Here is an 18,856-nt window from a genome sequence, read left to right as displayed (position 1 = left end):
TCCTCCCGCCGAGCGCCACACCGGCGCGCTATGCCACCGAGGTTACCCGCGAATGAGCGCCATGGCTTCTGCCCTACGGACCGGATCGGTTAATACTCCGCGCGCCACCGCGGCGACCGTGGAGCTACCCGGCTTCTTAATGCCGCGCATGGTCATGCACATGTGCTCCGCCTCAATCACCACCAGGCAGCCGGCCACGTGGAGGTGCTCCACGAGGGCGTCCGCCACCTGCGTGGTGAGGCGCTCCTGCACCTGGGGGCGGCGCGCGAAGCCCTCCACCAGTCGCGCCATTTTGGACAGGCCGGTAACGCGCCCCTCGGCGCCCGGCAGGTAGGCCACGTGCGCCCGGCCGTAGAACGGCAGCAGGTGATGCTCACACATGGAGTAGAACGTGATGTCGCGGACGGTCACCAGGTCCCGGTAGCCAATATCAAACTGAGTATCCAGCGCCGCACCCGGGTCCTCACCCAGCCCGGAGAAAATCTCCGTGTAGGCGCGCGCAATCCGATCCGGGGTTTCTCGAAGCCCCTCACGGTTCGTGTCCTCACCTACGGCCTCAAGAAAATCGCGCGCCGCTTTCGCCACGCCCGCCGCATCGTATGTTCTCATCGGTCCTTTCCCCACCGAGGTTTTCGCCGCACCCCGCTCATCGGAAGGGCGCATCACCCCGTTTACCACGTGGATGCGTGCCCGCCGTTCGTGCCGCCGTTCTGCGTGCCCGGGGCTTCCCCGTTCGCGCTACCGGGCGTATCCCCGCGCGTGCTATCCGGCGTATCCCCGTGCGCACCGCGCGGCTCCGCCGGCAGCGGGACGGGCGGCTTGGCGGAGACGGTCCGATCCGGTGCCGACAGCCACACGGGCCGCTCCGGCGCCTTCACCACGTTCTTGAAGATTTCCGTGAGTTCGGCCTCCAGCACGGTTTCCTCATCCAGCAGCCGCGTGGCCAGCTCATCGAGCACATCCCGGTTCTCCGTGATAATCCGCCAGGCGTCCTGGTGGGCCTGCTCCATCAGCGCGCGCACCTCCGCGTCCACCGTGTGGGCAAGCTGATCGGAATGCTCCCCGTCCGCGCTGCGCCCCAGCGCATCCTTCTCCGAGGAGCCCACCTTCACGGCACCGATCTTGGCACTCATACCGTACTCGGTCACCATCTTGCGGGCGGTTTCCGTGGCCTTCTCAATGTCGTTCGAGGCGCCCGTGGAGGGATCGTGGAACACCACTTCCTCGGCCACGCGCCCGCCCAGCGCATACACCAGTTGGTCCAGCAGCTCGTTGCGCGTCACCGAATATTTATCCTCGGTGGGCATCACCATCGTGTAGCCCAGCGCCTTGCCACGCGGCAGGATAGTCACCTTGGTGACCGGATCCGTGTAGTGGAGTGCGGCGGCGGCAATCGCGTGGCCGCCCTCGTGATAGGCCGTCATGCGCCGGTCCTCCGGGGTCATCGGCCGAGAGCGCCGCTGCGGACCGGCCATCACGCGGTCCGAGGCCTCATCCATGTCCGCATTCGAAATCTCAGACGCATTACGCCGGGCCGCCAGCAGGGCGGCCTCGTTCAGCACGTTGGCCAGGTCCGCACCGGAGTAGCCGGGCGTGCGCTTGGCCAGGCCGCGGAGATCCACGTCCTTCCCCAGTGGCTTCCCCTTCGCGTGCACCTTGAGGATCTCGTAACGGCCGTTCATGTCCGGGGCATCGACGGCAATCTGCCGGTCAAAACGCCCGGGACGCAGCAGCGCCTCATCCAGCACATCCGGCCGATTCGTGGCCGCGATGAGTACAACGGCGTCGCGCTCATCGAAACCGTCCAGCTCCACGAGAAGCTGGTTGAGCGTCTGCTCCCGTTCATCATTGGATCCAAGCGCGGACGAACCCCGCCCGCGCCCAACGGCGTCCAGCTCATCAATAAAGATAATGGCCGGCGCCTTCTTCTTGGCCTTCTTGAACAGATCACGCACGCGGGAGGCACCCATACCCACGAACATCTCCACGAACTCTGATGCCGACGCCGAGTAGAAAGGCACCCCTGCCTCGCCGGCCACCGCGCGGGCCAGCAGTGTTTTACCGGTGCCGGGAGGGCCGTAGAGGAGCACGCCGCGGGGAATACGGGCGCCGAGCGCCTCATACTTGGCCGGGTGCTTGAGGAAGTCCACCACCTCGGCCACCTCCTGGACCGCTTCATCCTCGCCGGCCACGTCCGCAAACGTGACGTCCGGCATCTCCGCCTCAGCGTTCTGATTATCTCGGCTCGGGTTCATGAGGCTGGCCTGATTACGGATCAGCCAGAAGAACAGGGCAAAGATGAGGATCATCGGCAGGAACGTGAGCAGCAGACTGGTCCAGATGGAGGTCTGCGGCACCACCGAGTCATAGCCGTTCTTGATATTGGCGTCACCCACCAGCTTGAGTACGGATTCTCCCTGCGGATCCACGTACTGGAAAGTGACCTGCTTGCCCGCATCAACGGACTCGGTGTCATCGCCCTTGGGCACCACCGTCTTCGTGGACTTAGACAGCCACAGTTTCACCGTGTTGGAGCCATCCGTCACCTCGGCGCGCTCCACCGTGTCCCCCTTGAGGAGCGCAATGCCCTCGGAGGTGGAGATGGGGTGCCACTGGCTGGAGCTCACCATATTCCAGCTCACGACGGCGAGGATCACGAGCGCCACCAGCCCCCACAGCGAAATCCGCCGCACGCGCTTTTGATGGTCCTCATTGTTATTCCCAGGCGCCGGACGGTGCGCGGGATGATTCGTCGGCACACGGCGCGCTTGCCGCTCACGCTCGTAGGCACTGCGCTGCTCATTATCAGGCGCAGGCCACGGACCGGCGGGGACAGGTGCGCCCGCAGGGACGCCGCCGTCGGACGGACCGGACCCACCGGCGTCGGGCGCACCGCCACCGGCGTCGTCACTACCGCCCCACCCGGGCTGACCGTATCCGGGCAGCATGGCCCCATGCCGAGGCCAGGCCGAACCGGGGTTCTTCACTTCGTCGTCGTTCATTCTGCTCCATACACGTGCGGCGCCAGCGTTCCCACGAACGGGAGATTCCGGTAGCGCTGCTGGTAATCGAGCCCGTACCCAACCACGAACTCGTCTGGAATATCAAAGCCTACGTAATCCACCTGGACGTTCACTTTGAGGCATTCGGGCTTGCGCAGTGCGGCCGCAATCCGCACGCTCCGCGCACCCCGAGACGCCAGGTTCTTCGTGAGCCAATCGAGGGTGAGGCCGGTATCCACCACGTCCTCAACCACCAGCACGTCACGTCCGGCCACCTCGGTATCCAGGTCCTTCAGGATTCGCACCACGCCGGAGGACTTCGTGGAGTTCCCATACGAGGAAACCGCCATCCAGTCCATTTCAAGGGGCGTGTGAATGTAGCGCGTCAGGTCCGCCATCACCATGACAGCGCCGCGCAGCACCCCCACGGCGAGGAGCGGCGAATCCGCCGTGTTATCCACATCCGCGTCAATCTGCGCCGCAATCTCGCGCAGCCGCGTATGCATCTGCTCCTCGGTAACCAGGATGCGATCCAGGTCAGCTCCCATATCCTTCGCGTCCACCGCGATCCTTCCGTCAGTTGCCCTCCCCAAAACGGAGGGTGCCTCCCTCGCGATACACGGCAAGTCCGGGCAGGTCCACACGGGCCCGCCCGTTCGCCCCGCATGCGAGGGTGTCTAATGCTTCCAGGTGTACACTACCTAGCTCCCCGGCGCGAACGCCGTATCGTATCGCCAAGCGACGAAAAACACGGGTACGAAGGGCCTCCGGAAGGGTGACGACGTCGCTGACGGGCACCTCGCGTTCGAAGCGCGCGGCCAGTTCCTCCGCGCGAGCATCCAACGCATCAGCATCACGGCGTAGCAGGCGTGCGGTACGGACCAGGGCCGGCACCGTGCCGGGACCAAGCGCCCGTTCGAGGGCGGGCAGGGCGCCATGACGAATAGCCGAGCGGGTGAGCAAAGAGCCATCCTTCGCGCGCCACTCGGAATCGGGGGAATTCGTGGGATCCTCCACCCAGGGGATGCGCTTGGCCCGCAGGGCGGCGCGCAGGTCCGCCTTTCTTATGCTCAGGAAGGGGCGGAGAGCCGTCACATCCGGCGCATACGGGAGCGGGCCGGTGGGCGCCATGCCGGCCAGTGAGCGCGCACCACTCCCCCGCCCAAGGCCAAGCAGCACCGTTTCGGCCTGATCATCGGCCGTGTGGGCCAGAAGCACGGGTGCCGGTACGCCGCGGAAAGGAAGCGAGCGTGCCGCCGTAGCCAACGCCGCGTACCGGGCCCGGCGTGCAGCCGCCTCCGGCCCCTCGCCCGTTCCGCTGGCGTCCACGCGCGTCACCCGCGCCTCAAAGCCGGCTTGCCGCGCCCATGCGGCCACCGCCGCTGCCTCCCGAGCCGATTCCGGGCGCAGGCCATGATCCACCGTCAGGCACACGGGCACCAGGCCGGCGTGCCGCGCCACGAACAGGGTGGCCGCGGCGAGCGCCGTCGAATCCGAGCCACCGGAGAGCGCCACCAGCACCGGTGCACCCGCCGAATAGTGCGAGAGTGCCGTGCGTACGGCTCCGCGTGCCGCCGCCACCTCGCGTGTTGGTCCGCCCACTATGCGCCCGCCAGATTCGTGAGGAACGTGTCCAGCGATTCGCGGGCCTGGAGGGCGGTGCCCTCGTCCAGTTCATCGGCAAACAGCGCGAACTCCAGCAGTTGCCCGTTATCCGTGCGGAGCAGGCCGCACAGGGAAATGGAGCGCACCAGCGTGCCCGTCTTGGCCCGCACGTGCCCGCCCATATCCCCGCCCATGCGGTTCGCCAGCGTGCCGGAATAGCCGGACACGGGCACCCCCGCCGCGATGGCCGGATACTTCCCCGCCAGCACATCATCAAGAATGGCCAGCTCCAGGCCGGTGGTCACGCGGTTATCCGTGGAGAGCCCAGAATTATCCGAAATGCGTACGCCCTCAAGCGGATAGTCCAGTTCCTTGAGCACCTGCGTGACCGCCTTGGCCCCACCCGGAAAATCAGCGGAAAGCCCACGGTCAACGGCCACCAGGTGCCCCAGAGTTTCGGCCAGCGTGTTATCCGATTCCGTGAGCATCTGATCCACGATACGGCGCAGGGTGGCGGACTGGACGGAGGCAAGTTTGGTTGCACCCGCACCCGCTTTTCCACCGCTCACATTCGTCACCGCGATGCCGTTCTCCTTAAGCCGCTGGGCAAAAACATTGCCTGCCCCCAGCCCTGGATCCGCGGTGAAGGCACCGGTCGCATCCCGCGATTCATTCACAGCCACCGGCGACATCGCCATAATGAAGCTGCGATCCGCCCCCTCCACACGCGGATGGTAGGCATCCCCACCGAATAGAGATGTGTCCACGCGGAGGCTCACCGTTGTGACACCGGCCGCCTTGAGCTTGGCCGCCGTGGCCTTGGCGAGATCACCAAGCCCCGCATGCCCCTCGGCCACGGCCGGGTTCCCCGCGCCCGCGGCAAGCATGGTGTCGCCGCCGCCAATGAGGTACACCGTGGAGCCCTCGCGCGCCGCCGTCGTGCTGAACTGACGGTCAGCGCCGAACTGGGTCAAGGCAGCGGCGGCCGTCACCAGCTTCATCGAGGACGCCGGGGTGCGTCCCTTCTCCGGCGCCTTCTCAGCCAGCACCGTGCCGGTTGCCGCGTCCCGCACCTCAAGCGACAGTTCACCGCTGCGCCGCGGGTCCGATTCCAATTCTTTCACCGCGTTCGCCACCGCCGCGGCGCTCACCCGCCTGTCGCTAGCACCGGTACTACTTGGGGACGCGCTACCGGCGCTACTACTCGCCGACGCCGCCGGCGTCGTCCCTTTCTCCGTTTCCGCCCCGCTCGACACCGTCGGAACCGTAGCCGGTGTCGCGGGCACAACGCTCGGATAGGCGATAGGCTCACCCTGTAGCGGAGCTACCGTGAGGGGCCCCGGAACAAAATTCAGCGCATCGGCGAACGCATACGCTCCGCCAAGCGCTATGCAGACGGAGATTACAAGCTGGGATTTGCCTTTCACGCATGCAATTGTGGCACGGCGCCCAGAACGAAGGAGTACCGCAATGTTGGAGTTTGACGTCACCGTCGAAATTCCCAAGGGCAACCGCAACAAATATGAGCTGGATCATAAAACGGGACGTATCCGCCTGGATCGGCTCCTCTTCACTTCCACCCAGTACCCCGACGACTACGGCTTCATCGAGGGCACGCTAGGGGAAGACGGGGATCCGCTGGACGCCCTGGTACTGCTTGAGGAGCCCACGTTCCCCGGCTGCCTCATTCACTGCCGCGCGCTCGGTATGTTCCGTATGCGTGACGAAAACGGCGGCGACGACAAGGTGCTGTGCGTGCCGGCCTCCGACCAGCGCGCATCCTGGCGCACGGAGATCGAGGACGTCTCCGAATTCCACCGCCTTGAGATTCAGCACTTCTTCGAGGTGTACAAGGACCTCGAACCCGGCAAATCCGTGGAGGGTGCCCACTGGGTGGGGCGCGAGGCCGCCGAGGAAGAAATCAAGGTGTCTATCCAGCGCGCCAAGGACCAGCATTTCTACGAGGATTAGCACCGGGGACTAACCCCGCAAATGAAAGGTCCCGCAGGATTGAGCCTGCGGGACCTTTCATTTGCCTTCGTTGTGCCCGTGGTACGCGGCAACCACGCCCTAACCGCGGGCGCTACGTACGCTGCGGGCGACGTCGCCCGGACACCTACTGGATCACACGGAGGTAGAGTGGGCTACCCCACACGGCGCGCTCCTGAGTGCCCATAGCCGGGTTCCAGGCCGCGATGTGCATGCCATTGCCGGTGTAGATACCCACGTGGCCGGGCCACCAGAGCAGATCACCCGGGCGGGCCTGCGAGGCCGATACCTGCTTGTAGGCGCCCCAGTATGTGCTCACCGACCGGCCGGTAGCACGCGGCGTGTTAATGCCAAAGTGCTTGTAAACGTAGTAGGTGAAACCGCAGCAATCCCACCCCGTGAGCGGGCTGTACTTGCCCCACACGTAGGGAACGCCAACGAACTGACGTGCGTAGGCCACCACCGCGTTGCCGAGAGCGGCGCCGGACGCCGAGGAACTCGAGGACTTGGAGCTGCTGGTGCTGGAGGACTTAGAGCTCGCGGCCTTCTGCGAGGCCGCCTTTTGCGCGGCAGCCTTTTGCGCGGCAGCCTTCTGTGCAGCTGCCTTCTGGGCCGCTGCCTTTTGCGCGGCAGCCTTCTGTGCAGCTGCCTTCTGGGCCGCTGCCTTTTGCGCGGCAGCCTTCTGAGCCGCGGCCTTTTGCGCGGCCGCTTGCTTTGCCGCGGCGGCCTGTGCGGCTTCATAGGCCTTCTGCTGGGCAGCCTTCTGCGCGGACTGGGAGGCCTGCTTCTTCGCGGCCGCCTGCTGCTGGGCCGCTGCCTTCGCTGCCGCTTGCTTCTGCGCAGCAGCCTGCTGCGCCTTGGCCTGCTGCTCGGCTGCCGCCTGCTTAGCCTGAGCGGCCTCCGCCGCCTCGGCCGCCTTGCGTTCCTTGGCGGTGCGCTCCGCTTCCTCCTTAGCCGCGCGGTCAAGTTCGGCCTGGCGGGCCTGGGCCGCGGCCTGCGCTGCCTTTGCTTCCTTTTGCTCCTGCTGCTGCCGCTCGAGCGCCGCCGTGGTGCCCTTCTGGGCGGCCAGCTTGGTGAAGAGTGCATCACGCTGGGATTCGATATCCGCCAGCTGACCCTCTAGCACGGCCGCGGCGCCATCCGCCGCTTCTTGCGCCTTCTGCGCCTTGTCCGCAACCTTTGCCTGCTCGTTGGCCTTTTCTGTGGCCGTTTGCTTCATGGACTTCGCCACGTCACTGAGGGCCTGGTAGTGCTGAAGCTGGGAATCCGTGGTATCGCCGAGCACTCGGTAGGCCTGGGCGCGATCGGAGGCCTCACGAAGGCTGGTAGCGCCGGTTACGAAGGCCGCAGCACCGAGCGCCGTGGAACCCTCACGATAATCCGCCGAAGCTACCTGCCCCAGTGCGGAGAGAGCCTCCTTCGCCGCCTCATCCGCACGGTTGGCCGCATCCTGCGCATTCATTGCGTCAGAAATAGAATCCGCAAGGTCCTGCTGCGCGGCCGTGTTAGCCGTCTGCTTGAGCGTGGCGTCCATGCGGGCCTGATCCATCTGGGCACCGAGCGAGGTGAGCTGCGCCTCCATGCCCGCGATCGAATTCTGTGTGGACTGCTCCGCGTTCTTCGCGTTCGCCACGTCCTGATCCGTTACGTCATCTGCAAAGCTCGCGGGCACCAGCGACACACCCAGCGCTCCCGCCGCGAGTGTCGCTATCCAGCGCGTTGTGTGAGATCGCACGCTCACTTCACTCCTTGGGATATTAATGCGTCTCGGCGTGTCGGCTTGACCCGCCGAACCTCAATGTCCCGAATCTATAACAAAATTGCAACAATTGGAACACTATTAGATAAATTTCCCACCTGTAATTCTGTGCTCATACTGCTCAGTTGTCACATCGCTTACACCGGCGGGGTGGACGTTTCCAGCGGGCCCGCGCATGCACCACGCAACACGCCGCACCCCGCCAAAATCGGCCATATGGCACTCCCCAGAGCACAACGGAGCGTGCGCGTGTGGGCATGAGCCGGGCGCTATAGAGCCGGGCAATAGAAGGCCCGGCGATGGGAGTTTGAGCAAGGGGTGCAGTCCCAAACGGCGGGGTAGGCCGGAGCAATGGGTGCAGGCCCGACCACCGGACACAGGACCAAACGACAGGTACAGGCCCAGCGGCGCCGCATTAAAGATCGCGAAGCGCGCGGCCATCCACGGTGCGCCAGGCCCGCCAGCCGTCCACGTTCTTAACGCCGGTAATAGCCTCTACGGCCTGAGAGGGGTCAGTAAACTCACGCCCATCCGGCAGCAGGATGCGGCCGTCCACGGTGAGCGTGGCCGTTTCATCCACACCGCGCCTGCGGAATCGCAACCGAATCTGGACGGGCGCACCAGCACGAGCGGCCGTGGCGCCAAGACTCAACACGGGCGCCGTACCGTGCCGGCCGCGAGCCGATCGCTGCATGGTGTCAAGAAAGCGCCGAATGCCACCGGCGTGGTGGCGTCCACTGACCGCAGCAGAATCAACCGGTAGCCAGGCGGGCACAAACTCACCCGCATGCGCCGCACCCTCTCGCGGCGCACCGGCGGCGGGTGACTCTGAAGTGTCAGCCACCTCTTTACCCACCTCCGCTTTTTCAGCCGCTACCGCCTCATGCTCGGCGGTTTCCGCCACCGTATGAAGTGCATCTGATGCGAGTTCATCGGCTCCGTGAACACGACGCCGCAGAGAGCTATCACGGAGAGCGGGCACGTCAACATCAGCATCGTCCGCCACGGCGGTGTGGCCCAACGCGGCGGTGCGGCCGGACGCCGCATCGGCTGTATCCTCCCCACGGGCCGAGGCCACCGCATCGGTATCCGCCGGGAGCACAGCCGTCACGCCGGCCTCCTCGGGAGTCACCTCGTCACCGGGGCCCGCCACCGGCGCGAACTCTTCCGCCTGCCGGTCCGTATTTTCGCCAACCACGCTACCCGCCACCGGCGCAGGTTCCTCCGTCTGAGCAAGAGACGCGACGGCCGGGCGGGCGGCGTCGTCGGAAATAACGGGGAGACTCACACCACCACGCACGGCGGGGGCCACCTGCACCCCCACGTTCTCCAGGGACACAATGGTTTCGCCGACGCCATCGATCAGCCGCGCCACGCGAACCTCCACCCCGGCCCCGGCCAGCGCCTCCACCACGGGCACGGCGTCGGGCGCCACGGCCAGCGTCATCACATACAACCGCGCCCCCGCCCGCGCCACGGGCGAATTCTGAGCCGAGAACCGTTTCCAATTGGCCTCGAAATCCCCGGCATAGAGCTTCTCTACCCGGTCCCGGCTATAGCGCACGTGGGAACCGGCGCGCGTCAGCCCGGCCAGCAGACCCGTGGACGTGAGATTGCGCACCACCTCGACGGTCACCACCTGCCCGGAGCCGTCCAACGCCACCAGCGGCGCGCGTTCACCGGGCGCATCATCCACGTATGCCACGGCAAAGAGCGGCGTGGAAATGAGGTCAACCGCACGCGAATGCAGCGTGGTAAGCACCGATTCGGCCACATCGTCGGCCACATTCGAGCGCCACGGAGCAGGCCCGATATCCCCATTTCGAATCGAGAAAACCGCCACTGTTCCCCTTTCGCCGCACGCCGGCCCTCATTGTACGGCCACGTCCTGGAAGCTTCATAGGAAAAGTGTGGACGACGACGTACACGTACCCCGCAGGTCACCAACGTATATCCGCACGCGTGGATTTATGCGCCGGACCCACGGGCCCGAGCCCCGCTGCCCGCACGCACTAACCGCCCATGCGCACACCGCACGCAAAAGGGCGCCGACCCACCGGCCGGCGCCCGTCCATCAGCTGTCAGCTACCCGAGTTTCACCCCGATAACGAACAGCCGCGTACCGCTACTTCGTTTCCGAGGCTTCCAGGCTCTCCATGAGGGTGGCGCGGCCAGCCTCGAGCCGAGCGATCGGCACCCGGAACGGCGAGCAGGACACGTAGTCCAGGCCCACCCGGTTGAAGAAGTGGATGGACCGCGGATCCCCACCGTGCTCACCGCAGATGCCGCACAGCAGATCCGGGTTGGCCTTCCGGCCACGCGCCACGGCCGTTTCCACCAGCTGGCCCACACCGTGCTCGTCGATCGACTCGAACGGAGAGGTATCGAACACGCCGTCGGCGATGTAGGTGGGAATGAACTCGCCCTCCACGTCGTCGCGCGAGAAGCCCCACGTGGTCTGTGTGAGATCGTTGGTGCCGAAGGAGAAGAACTGGGACTGCTCGGCAATCTCGTCTGCTACCAGAGCAGCGCGAGGCAGCTCGATCATGTTGCCCACCGGAATCTCCAGCTTGATGCCGGATTCCTTCTCCACGTCCGCGATCACGCGCTCCGCGTGTGTCTTTACAATCTCCATCTCGCGGCCGGAGCCAATGAGCGGAATCATGATTTCCGGATGCGGATCGCCACCGGCCTGGATGCGGGCAACCGCTGCCTCGGCTACCGCACGCACCTGCATGTCCACGAAGCCCGGGATCTCAATGGAGAGGCGGACACCGCGCAGGCCCAGCATCGGGTTCTCTTCGTGGCGGGACTTGGCCGCCTCGAACACGGCGCGCTCATGCTCCGTGACCTCTTCACCCTTGGCCTCCTTGACCGCGATCTCCACGGTCAGCTGGGTGAGATCCGGCAGGAACTCATGCAGCGGCGGGTCGATGAGGCGGACCACCACGGGCAGGCCGTCCATAGCCTTGAAAATGCCCTCAAAATCAGACTTCTGGAGCGGCCCCAGCTTGGAGAGCGCCTCGGCCTGTTCTTCGGGGGTACGAGCCAGAATCACGTGCTCCACCAGCGGACGGCGCTCGCCGAGGAACATGTGCTCGGTGCGGCACAGGCCCACGCCGGTGGCGCCAAACTCGCGGGCGCGCTGGGCGTCCTCCGGGTTATCGGCGTTTGCGCGCACCTTCATACGGGCGGCCTTGTCCGCACGCGTGAGGATGCGATCCAGCGAGCGCACCAGCGCCTTATCATCGTCGCTCCGAGCGGCCGCGAGGCCGGCCTCCAGGCCGGACTCCACGTACACCATGGCCGGTGAATCCACCACATCCACAGCACCCGCGAATACCTCACCGGAGGTGCCATCAATAGAAATGATGTCCCCGGCGTGGAATTCCTTGCCGCCACATACCTTGAGCGTCTGGGCGGCCTCGTCCACGATGAGCTCATCGGCGCCCACCACGGCGGTACGGCCCATGCCGCGGGCCACCACAGCGGCGTGCGAAGTCTTGCCACCGCGAGCGGTGAGTACACCAACAGCGGCCACCATGCCCGGCAGATCCTCAGCGTTGGTTTCGCGACGCACCAGGATTACCTTGGCGCCCTCACCGGCGCGACGCACCGCTTCGGCGTCGGAAAACACGATTTCACCGGAGGCGGCACCCGGGGAGGCCGGCGTGGCGACGGTGATGGGCTCCGGATGGGAGGCCTGATCGAACTGCGGGAACAGCAGCGACGTGAGCTGTTCGCCGGTCACGCGGGTGACGGCTTCATCCTCGGTAATGAGGCCCTCATCGGCAAGCTGGGTGGCTACGCGGAATGCGGCGGCCGGGGTGCGCTTACCCACGCGGGTCTGCAGCATCCACAGCTTGCCGTTCTCCACCGTGTACTCGATATCGCACAGGTCCCGGTAGTGCTCCTCGAGCCGGTGCATGATGTCCACCAGCTCCGTGTAGGCGGGCTTGTTGATGCCGGCAAGATCGTCGAGCGTCAGGGTGTTGCGGATTCCGGACACCACGTCCTCGCCCTGCGCGTCGGGGAGGTAATCGCCGTACACGCCGGAGCGGCCGGTGGACGGGTCACGCGTGAATGCCACGCCGGTACCGGAATTCTCGCCCATGTTGCCGAACACCATGGTCTGCACGTTGACCGCGGTGCCCAGGGTTTCGGAAATGTGCTCACGACGCCGGTAGACCTGCGCGCGCTCGGTGTTCCAGGACCGGAACACGGCTTCAATGGCCATGTTCAGCTGCTCGCGCGGATCCTGCGGGAAGGGCTTGCCCGTCTGCTCCAGGATCACCTGCTTGAACTGATCCGCGAGGCCGCGCAGATCCTCCGCGGTCATGTCCAGATCGCCCTTGTAGCCCTTGGCTGCCTGCAGCTCGTGGAGGGGGTTGGCGAAAAGATCACCATCAATATCAAGTACCGTCTTGCCAAACATCTGGAGCAGACGGCGGTAGGAATCCCAGGCGAAGCGGTCACTGCCGGCCATGGCGGCCAGGCCCTTCACCGTTTCGTCGTTGAGACCAACGTTGAGCACGGTTTCCATCATGCCGGGCATGGAGAAGGGTGCACCGCTTCGCACGGACACGAGGAGCGGGGACTGCGTGGCACCGAACTTGCGGCCCATGGCCTTCTCTACCTCAGCGAGGTTTGCGGATACCTGATCCGCCAGCTCATCTGGCAGAGAGCCGTTGCCCAGGTACTGCCGGCACACATCGGTGGTGACGGTGAATCCCGGGGGCACCGGCATGTTCATATTGGTCATTTCGGCCAGGTTAGCGCCCTTGCCACCTAGCAAGTCCCGCATATCCTTATTGCCTTCAGCGAATGCGTACACGAACTTCGTCATCGAAGCCTCCGTTTGCGATTTTTTCTTAACCCTACCGCGCAGTTCAGATGAGTAATACGGGACCCCGTACCCGGACGGGCATGCACGTTCGTTCACCGACGACGCCGCCCGTAGTCCCCACGTTCCCGCGAGGCGGGGCGGCACTGCGGGGCAGTCACCATCGCTGCCGCCCCGCATCACGGCGCATTCACGCCGTCCCGCATGCGCCGGCACGCGCGCACCGTCCAGCGCGCACCGGCAAACGCGCCCCGGTCTCCCTAGTGGATCCCGGAGATGGTGCCGTCCTCAGCCACGTGCATGTTGACGGCCGCTGGGACGCGAGGCAAGCCGGGCATGAGGTAGATGGTGCCGGATACGAGCACCACAAAACCGCCACCGGCGGAGAGCCGTACCTCCCGCACAGGCACCTCAAATCCGCTCGGCGCACCCAGTAGCTTCGGATCGGTAGAGAAGGAGTACTGGGTCTTGGCGATGCACACCGGTAACGCGCCCAGTCCCGCATCCTGCAGCCGATCAATCTCCTTGGCAGCCGCCTTCGTGTAGGAAACACCGGTGCCCCCGTATACACGCTGCACCACGGCGTCGGCCTTTTCGCGGAGCGTCGCGCCACTCGGATACGTGAACGTGGTGGTGTGCGGCTTCGCGAGCTCCTCCACAACCGCGCACGCCAGCGCCTCGGCCCCCTCGCCGCCAAAGGCGAAATGGTTGCTGGCCTCGGCACGCACACCCTCGGCGGCGCACAGTTCCTTGACCGCCTCCAGTTCCGCCGGCGTATCCGAGGTGAACTGGTTAATCGCCACGACGACGTTCTGCCCCCACACGTCCCGCAGGTTCGCCACGTGCCGGAGCAGGTTCGCGCCACCCTTGCGAACGGCCGCAACGTTCTCCGTTTCGAGATCCCGCGGCGCCACACCGCCGTGGTACTTGAGCGCGCGCACGGTGGCCACGCACACGGAGAGGTCCGGGCGCAAACCAGATTGGCGGCACTTAATGTCGATGAACTTTTCGGCCCCCAGATCCGCCCCGAAGCCCGCCTCCGTAATGGCAATATTCCCGAATGCGAGCGCGGCCCGGGTGGCCTGCACGGAGTTGCACCCGTGTGCGATATTGGCGAACGGTCCGCCGTGGACGAACGCGGGGGTGCCCTCCAACGTTTGCACCAGGTTCGGGTTGAACGCGTCCACGAGGAGGGCAAGCATGGCCTCGGTGACCTGGAGATCATCCGCGGTCACGGGGGTGCCCTCGCGGGATTGTCCGACGACGATGCGGCCCAGGCGCGTCCGCAGGTCACCAAGGTTTTCTGCCAGGCAGAAGGCGGCCATGACCTCGGAGGCGGCCGTGATGTCAAAACCGGACTCGCGGGGCACGCCGCCGCCATGCCCACCCAGGCCAATCACCGTGTTGCGAAGCGGACGATCATTGGAGTCGAGGACCCGGCGCACGGTCACCCAGCGAGGATCGAGGTCCACCGTGCTGAAATGGAGCGCATTATCGGCCATGGCCGCAAGCAGATTCTGGGCGGCGGCGATCGCCGCGAAATCTCCAGTGAAGTGCAGATTAATCTTGGTGCCGGGAATAACCTGGGCGCGGCCCCCGCCAACCGCCCCGCCCTTCATTCCGAACACCGGACCCATGGATGGTTCCCGCAGCGCCAGCACCGCCTTCTTGCCGATGCGGCGCAGGCCGTCGGCGAGGCCGATGGATGTGGTGGTCTTTCCCTCCCCCGGGGGCGTGGGCGTGAGCGCGGTAACCAGCACCAGCTTGCCCGTTACCGGCTTACCCTCGTAGGCGGACCGGTCCACCTTGGCCATCTCACGGCCGTAGGGGATGAAGGCGGCGTCCGGAATTCCGGCCGCCCGGGCCACCTCTGAAATTGGGCGAAGAGACATATGCACGCTCCTTACTATTTACTAAAGCCTGATTCCATGTGGACACGTGACGGTGGTGCGTAGGGTGGCCGTCGGATGGTTCAGTTTCGGCCCTACACGGCCGTTACCCCGCCCGGGCATCAGACCCCGCGAGGGCCTCAGGCCCACCTAGTCCCACAAGCCGGTGGCAGCGATCTCCGCGAGGGTGGCATCCGTATCATCCGTGAGGATGGTGATGTGCCCCATCTTCCGATTCTCCTTGACCTCCGTCTTCCCGTAATCATGAAAGTGCCACGCGAACTTGGTTTCCTTGAGCTCCTCCGTACCCGCCAGGTGCTGTCCCAGTACATTGACCATAACCGCCGGGCGGAGCAGGTGCACCCGCGGCGGAAGCGGCAGGTCCAGAATGCCACGCACATGGAGGTCATACTGGGAAAAGTCACAGGCCTCAATGGAGTAGTGCCCAGAATTGTGGGGGCGCGGGGCAATCTCGTTGATAAGGAGCCGGTCCTTTTCCACGAAGAACTCAATCCCCATCACGCCCACCAGTTCCAGCACGTCAGCGAGCTTCTCCGCTCCGCGGCGCATGGCGGCGGCCACCTCGGCGTCGAACCGGGATGACACGGTGGAGGTGTGCAGGATCCCGTTGCGGTGTTCATTACGCGAAGGTGGCATGGTCACCACCTGCCCGCGTGGGTTACGTGCCACCATGATGGAGGCCTCGTACTCGAACGGCGAGAGTGCCTCCAGAATGCAGGGCGCGGCCGCCACGAGTTCGCGCACGGCCGGCAAATCCGCCGCGGAATGTAGCACCTGCTGACCGTGGCCGTCGTAGCCGAAACGGCGGGTTTTGAGCACGGCTGGGTAGCCGAGAGCATCGATCGCGCTGAGTAAATCGGGGAGCGTTTCGACGTCGCGCCATTCCACCGTGTCCAGACCGGCGGCGTTAACCGTTTGCTTCTCAGTGACGCGATCCTGCGTAAGCTCCAGTGCCCTGGTCCACTGCGGCATTTTTTCACGCGGCAGCGTGGCCTTAATAGTGGCCGCATCCACGTTCTCAAATTCGTAGGTCACCCGATCCACGCGGCGTCCCAGTTCTGCGAGGGCCGCGTGATCGTTGTAGGCCGCCACGATCTGCGCCTCGGAAACCTGTGCGGCCGGGCAATCCGGCGTGGGATCCAGCACCACCACCCGGTGCCCCATGCGTCCGGCGGCCTGCGCCATCATTTTGCCCAGCTGACCGCCACCAATAATGCCAATTGTTGCGAGCCGATGCTCCATGTTCCCCTTTCCGTGGCCGCCCGCCTATCGCGGCGGGCGGCCTCACTACGCCGCACCCGCGTCACGTTCGCGCGCCGGTACCCGCCACTAATCCAGCCGCGCCGTCATACCCAGCGCTTCGTCCCGGATCTCGCGCTTGTAGGCGGCCAGCCGCTCCGCGAGCGCCGGGTCCCCCACGGCTAGAATCTGGGCGGCCAGAATGCCCGCGTTTTTGGCCCCGGAGTTGCCGATGGCGACGGTGGCCACGGGCACGCCGCCGGGCATCTGCACGATGGAAAGCAGGGAGTCCAGCCCAGAGAGAGCGTGGGATTGTACGGGCACCCCGATCACCGGGAGAGTGGTTTGCGCGGCGATCATGCCGGGCAGGTGCGCCGCCCCGCCGGCGCCCGCGATGATCGCACCAAAGCCGGCCGCCCGGGCCCCCTTGGCAAACTCGAACATGAGGTCCGGGGTGCGGTGAGCGGAGATCACCTGCTTTTCATACGCAACGCCCAGTTTTTCCAACATGATGCAGGCGTTCTTCATCGTGTCCCAGTCCGAGGCACTTCCCATTACTACGGCAACCTTCACGGTTCCTCGCTTCCCTGGCGCACTGGTACTCCGGGCCGCTCCGGTCACTCGGCGGCCAAACGGGCTCGAGGTGCCGGCGTCGTCGAAATCGATAACCGCGGTCCCTTCGGCTGGCAGCGTAGCCGTCCCACCGTCACACCTCGACTAATTCCACAATATGGACGTTATTTGCCTTTTTTCTTTCGCTATGTGAGATCACATGACCGCGGCGCGCGTTGAGCTCTACCGTCACTGCTATCCGAGATGCAGAGGAGCAGGCAGTGACGAGCCAGGAACCTCTCTACGAGGGCAAGGCCAAGAAGCTCTACGAAGGCACCGAACCGGGCACGTTCGATGTTGAATACCTTGACCAGGCAACCGCCGGCGATGGCGCCAAGAAGGATCACTTCAGCGGCAAGGGCGCACTCAACAATGAGATCACCTCGATCATCTTCGAGTACCTCACCGCGCGCGGCATCCCCAACCACTTCGTGGCCCGCACGGATGCCACCCACCAGGTCATCAAGAAAATGCGCATGATCCCGCTGGAATGCGTGGTGCGCAATTATACGGCCGGCTCCGAATGCCGGCGCCTGGGCCTGGAGCAGGGCACGAAGCTCGCCTCCCCGCTCACGCAGTTCTTCTTCAAGAATGACGCGCTCCATGATCCGCTGGTCACCGATGATGAGGTGACCGGCGTTCTTCATATATTGACCCCGGAACAGGTTGTAACCCTCAAGGCGCACATGCTGGAGGTCAACGCGGCACTGCTTGAATTCTTCGCCGCCGCCGGCCTCATCCTGGCCGATTTCAAACTGGAGTACGGCTTCGACGCGGCGGGCGCCATCACGCTGGGCGACGAGGTCTCCCCGGACACCTGCCGCCTGTGGGACGCATCCACCATGGCCTCGCTCGATAAGGACGTCTATCGCAAGGACACCGGAGATCTCCTCGCCACCTACCGCGAGGTACTGCGCCGCATCAAGGAGGTTCACTAATGAAGGCAACGGTTCACGTCACCTACAAGCCCTCGATCCTCGATCCGCAGGGTGAGGCGATTAAGAAGGCCGTCCACCAGATGGGCTACACGGGCGTGGAGGACATTCGCATGGGCCGCTACTTTGAGCTCACCCTGGCCGATGGCACCCCGCGCGAAGATGTGGAGGCGATCGCCACCCGCCTGCTGGCCAACCCCGTCATGGAAACCTTCACGGTCCGCTTTGATCCCGCCGGGGCCGCCAAGTGAGCACAATGCGTTTCGCCGTCCTGGTGTTTCCCGGCTCAAATTGCGACCGGGACCTCTGCCATGCGGTGACGGCCGTGATGGGGCAGGATGCCGCGTTCGTGGATTATCGCGAAACCACCCTCACCGGGTTCGACGCCGTCCTGGTGCCGGGCGGTTTTTCCTACGGCGACTATCTGCGCGCCGGGGTGATCGCCCGTTTTGCGCCGGTTATGACGGCCGTCGCCGAATTCGCCCGGGCCGGCGGCCTGGTGCTGGGCATCTGCAATGGCTTCCAGATCCTCACGGAGGCGGGCCTGCTACCCGGCGCGCTCCACCAGAACGCGGGGCTCTCCTTTATTTGTGAACCGGAGCGCCTGGTGGTGGAGAACGCGGACACGCCGTTCACCCGCTCCTACGAACAGGGCCAGGAGGTCACGTTCCCCATTGCCCACGGCGAGGGCAACTATTTCTGCGACGCCGCCACCTACCGCGAACTCCAGGCACACCACCAGGTGGTGTTCTCCTACGCGGCAAACCCCAACGGCTCCGTCCATAACATTGCCGGGATCTGCAACCGGGCCGGCAACGTCATGGCACTCATGCCGCATCCGGAGCGCGCCGTCGAAGCCATCCTGGGTGGGACAGACGGGCGCGGAGTCTTCACCTCCATGATTGAGGAAGGAACACGTCATGCCTAATGCATCGGCGGTAGCAGAGCCGACGCCGGAAGAA

At 65.2% G+C, this 18,856-nt stretch carries 15 protein-coding genes; 4 read left to right on the top strand and 11 right to left on the bottom strand.

Annotated features, from left to right (window positions below; translation table 11 throughout):
• Positions 1 to 42: 42 nt before the first annotated feature.
• The 5 genes from folE to EIH27_RS00390 all read right to left on the bottom strand — a co-directional run bounded on the left by folE (position 43) and on the right by EIH27_RS00390 (position 5,731).
• Entirely contained in the window at positions 43 to 609 is a 567-nt protein-coding gene (gene folE / locus EIH27_RS00410) for a GTP cyclohydrolase I FolE (RefSeq protein ID WP_124038983.1), read from the bottom strand.
• 62 nt (positions 610 to 671) lie between these two features.
• A complete protein-coding gene (ftsH, locus tag EIH27_RS00405) occupies positions 672 to 3,002 on the bottom strand; it encodes an ATP-dependent zinc metalloprotease FtsH (protein ID WP_241152911.1) in 2,331 nt (776 codons plus the stop codon).
• Complete coding sequence (gene hpt, locus EIH27_RS00400; protein ID WP_124038982.1) at positions 2,999 to 3,565, bottom strand: hypoxanthine phosphoribosyltransferase; 567 nt, start codon at positions 3,563 to 3,565, stop codon at positions 2,999 to 3,001. The genes ftsH and hpt overlap by 4 nt, the downstream gene beginning before the upstream one ends.
• 13 nt (positions 3,566 to 3,578) lie before the next feature.
• On the bottom strand, positions 3,579 to 4,604 hold the full coding sequence (gene tilS / locus EIH27_RS00395) for a tRNA lysidine(34) synthetase TilS (protein WP_124038981.1): 1,026 nt from the start codon (positions 4,602 to 4,604) through the stop codon (positions 3,579 to 3,581).
• Positions 4,604 to 5,731: a D-alanyl-D-alanine carboxypeptidase/D-alanyl-D-alanine-endopeptidase gene (locus EIH27_RS00390; protein ID WP_164461557.1), complete on the bottom strand. Its 1,128-nt coding sequence runs from the start codon at positions 5,729 to 5,731 to the stop codon at positions 4,604 to 4,606. The genes tilS and EIH27_RS00390 overlap by 1 nt, the downstream gene beginning before the upstream one ends.
• 349 nt (positions 5,732 to 6,080) lie before the next feature.
• Here EIH27_RS00390 and EIH27_RS00385 point away from each other — a divergent pair, with 349 nt between their 5' ends.
• A complete protein-coding gene (locus EIH27_RS00385; protein WP_124040070.1) occupies positions 6,081 to 6,578 on the top strand; it encodes an inorganic diphosphatase in 498 nt (165 codons plus the stop codon).
• 145 nt (positions 6,579 to 6,723) lie between these two features.
• Here the strand turns inward: EIH27_RS00385 and EIH27_RS00380 are convergent, their stop codons facing one another.
• From EIH27_RS00380 to purE, 6 genes are all read right to left on the bottom strand, one after another.
• Positions 6,724 to 8,337, bottom strand: a complete 1,614-nt coding sequence (locus tag EIH27_RS00380) for a C40 family peptidase (RefSeq protein ID WP_241152910.1) — start codon at positions 8,335 to 8,337, stop codon at positions 6,724 to 6,726.
• Between the two features lie 433 nt (positions 8,338 to 8,770).
• Positions 8,771 to 10,198 carry a restriction system modified-DNA reader domain-containing protein gene (locus EIH27_RS00375; RefSeq protein ID WP_124038979.1) on the bottom strand — a complete coding sequence of 476 codons (1,428 nt, stop codon included), beginning with the start codon at positions 10,196 to 10,198 and terminating at the stop codon, positions 8,771 to 8,773.
• A gap of 282 nt (positions 10,199 to 10,480) precedes the next feature.
• Positions 10,481 to 13,201 (bottom strand): pyruvate, phosphate dikinase, encoded by a 2,721-nt coding sequence (ppdK, locus tag EIH27_RS00370; protein ID WP_124038978.1) that lies wholly within the window; start codon positions 13,199 to 13,201, stop codon positions 10,481 to 10,483.
• 257 nt (positions 13,202 to 13,458) lie between these two features.
• Positions 13,459 to 15,090, bottom strand: coding sequence for a formate--tetrahydrofolate ligase (locus EIH27_RS00365; protein WP_124038977.1), 1,632 nt, complete (start codon positions 15,088 to 15,090; stop codon positions 13,459 to 13,461).
• A 147-nt stretch (positions 15,091 to 15,237) separates the two neighbouring features.
• Positions 15,238 to 16,350, bottom strand: coding sequence for a 5-(carboxyamino)imidazole ribonucleotide synthase (gene purK / locus EIH27_RS00360; protein ID WP_124038976.1), 1,113 nt, complete (start codon positions 16,348 to 16,350; stop codon positions 15,238 to 15,240).
• Between the two features lie 87 nt (positions 16,351 to 16,437).
• A complete protein-coding gene (gene purE / locus EIH27_RS00355) occupies positions 16,438 to 16,920 on the bottom strand; it encodes a 5-(carboxyamino)imidazole ribonucleotide mutase (protein ID WP_277424085.1) in 483 nt (160 codons plus the stop codon).
• A gap of 260 nt (positions 16,921 to 17,180) precedes the next feature.
• On the opposite strand from purE, the gene purC reads away from it, so the two are divergent.
• The 3 genes from purC to purQ are packed head-to-tail and all read left to right on the top strand — an operon-like array spanning position 17,181 to position 18,822.
• Positions 17,181 to 17,897, top strand: a complete 717-nt coding sequence (purC, locus tag EIH27_RS00350) for a phosphoribosylaminoimidazolesuccinocarboxamide synthase (protein ID WP_124038975.1) — start codon at positions 17,181 to 17,183, stop codon at positions 17,895 to 17,897.
• Complete coding sequence (purS, locus tag EIH27_RS00345) at positions 17,897 to 18,145, top strand: phosphoribosylformylglycinamidine synthase subunit PurS (RefSeq protein ID WP_124038974.1); 249 nt, start codon at positions 17,897 to 17,899, stop codon at positions 18,143 to 18,145. The genes purC and purS overlap by 1 nt, the downstream gene beginning before the upstream one ends.
• A gap of 5 nt (positions 18,146 to 18,150) precedes the next feature.
• Positions 18,151 to 18,822, top strand: coding sequence for a phosphoribosylformylglycinamidine synthase subunit PurQ (purQ, locus tag EIH27_RS00340; RefSeq protein ID WP_124040067.1), 672 nt, complete (start codon positions 18,151 to 18,153; stop codon positions 18,820 to 18,822).
• Positions 18,823 to 18,856 lie beyond the last annotated feature (34 nt).

This window comes from Neoactinobaculum massilliense, from assembly GCF_900604955.1.
GTDB lineage: Bacteria > Actinomycetota > Actinomycetes > Actinomycetales > Actinomycetaceae > Neoactinobaculum > Neoactinobaculum massilliense.
This window is presented reverse-complemented; position numbering and strand designations above follow the sequence as displayed.

Coding starts and splice junctions, on each gene's coding strand:
- folE (WP_124038983.1), bottom strand. CDS start 609: ATGAGAACATACGATGCGGCGGGCGTGGCGAAAGCGGCGCGCGATTTT.
- ftsH (WP_241152911.1), bottom strand. CDS start 3,002: ATGAACGACGACGAAGTGAAGAACCCCGGTTCGGCCTGGCCTCGGCAT.
- ppdK (WP_124038978.1), bottom strand. CDS start 13,201: ATGACGAAGTTCGTGTACGCATTCGCTGAAGGCAATAAGGATATGCGG.
- EIH27_RS00365 (WP_124038977.1), bottom strand. CDS start 15,090: ATGTCTCTTCGCCCAATTTCAGAGGTGGCCCGGGCGGCCGGAATTCCG.
- purK (WP_124038976.1), bottom strand. CDS start 16,350: ATGGAGCATCGGCTCGCAACAATTGGCATTATTGGTGGCGGTCAGCTG.
- purS (WP_124038974.1), top strand. CDS start 17,897: ATGAAGGCAACGGTTCACGTCACCTACAAGCCCTCGATCCTCGATCCG.
- purQ (WP_124040067.1), top strand. CDS start 18,151: ATGCGTTTCGCCGTCCTGGTGTTTCCCGGCTCAAATTGCGACCGGGAC.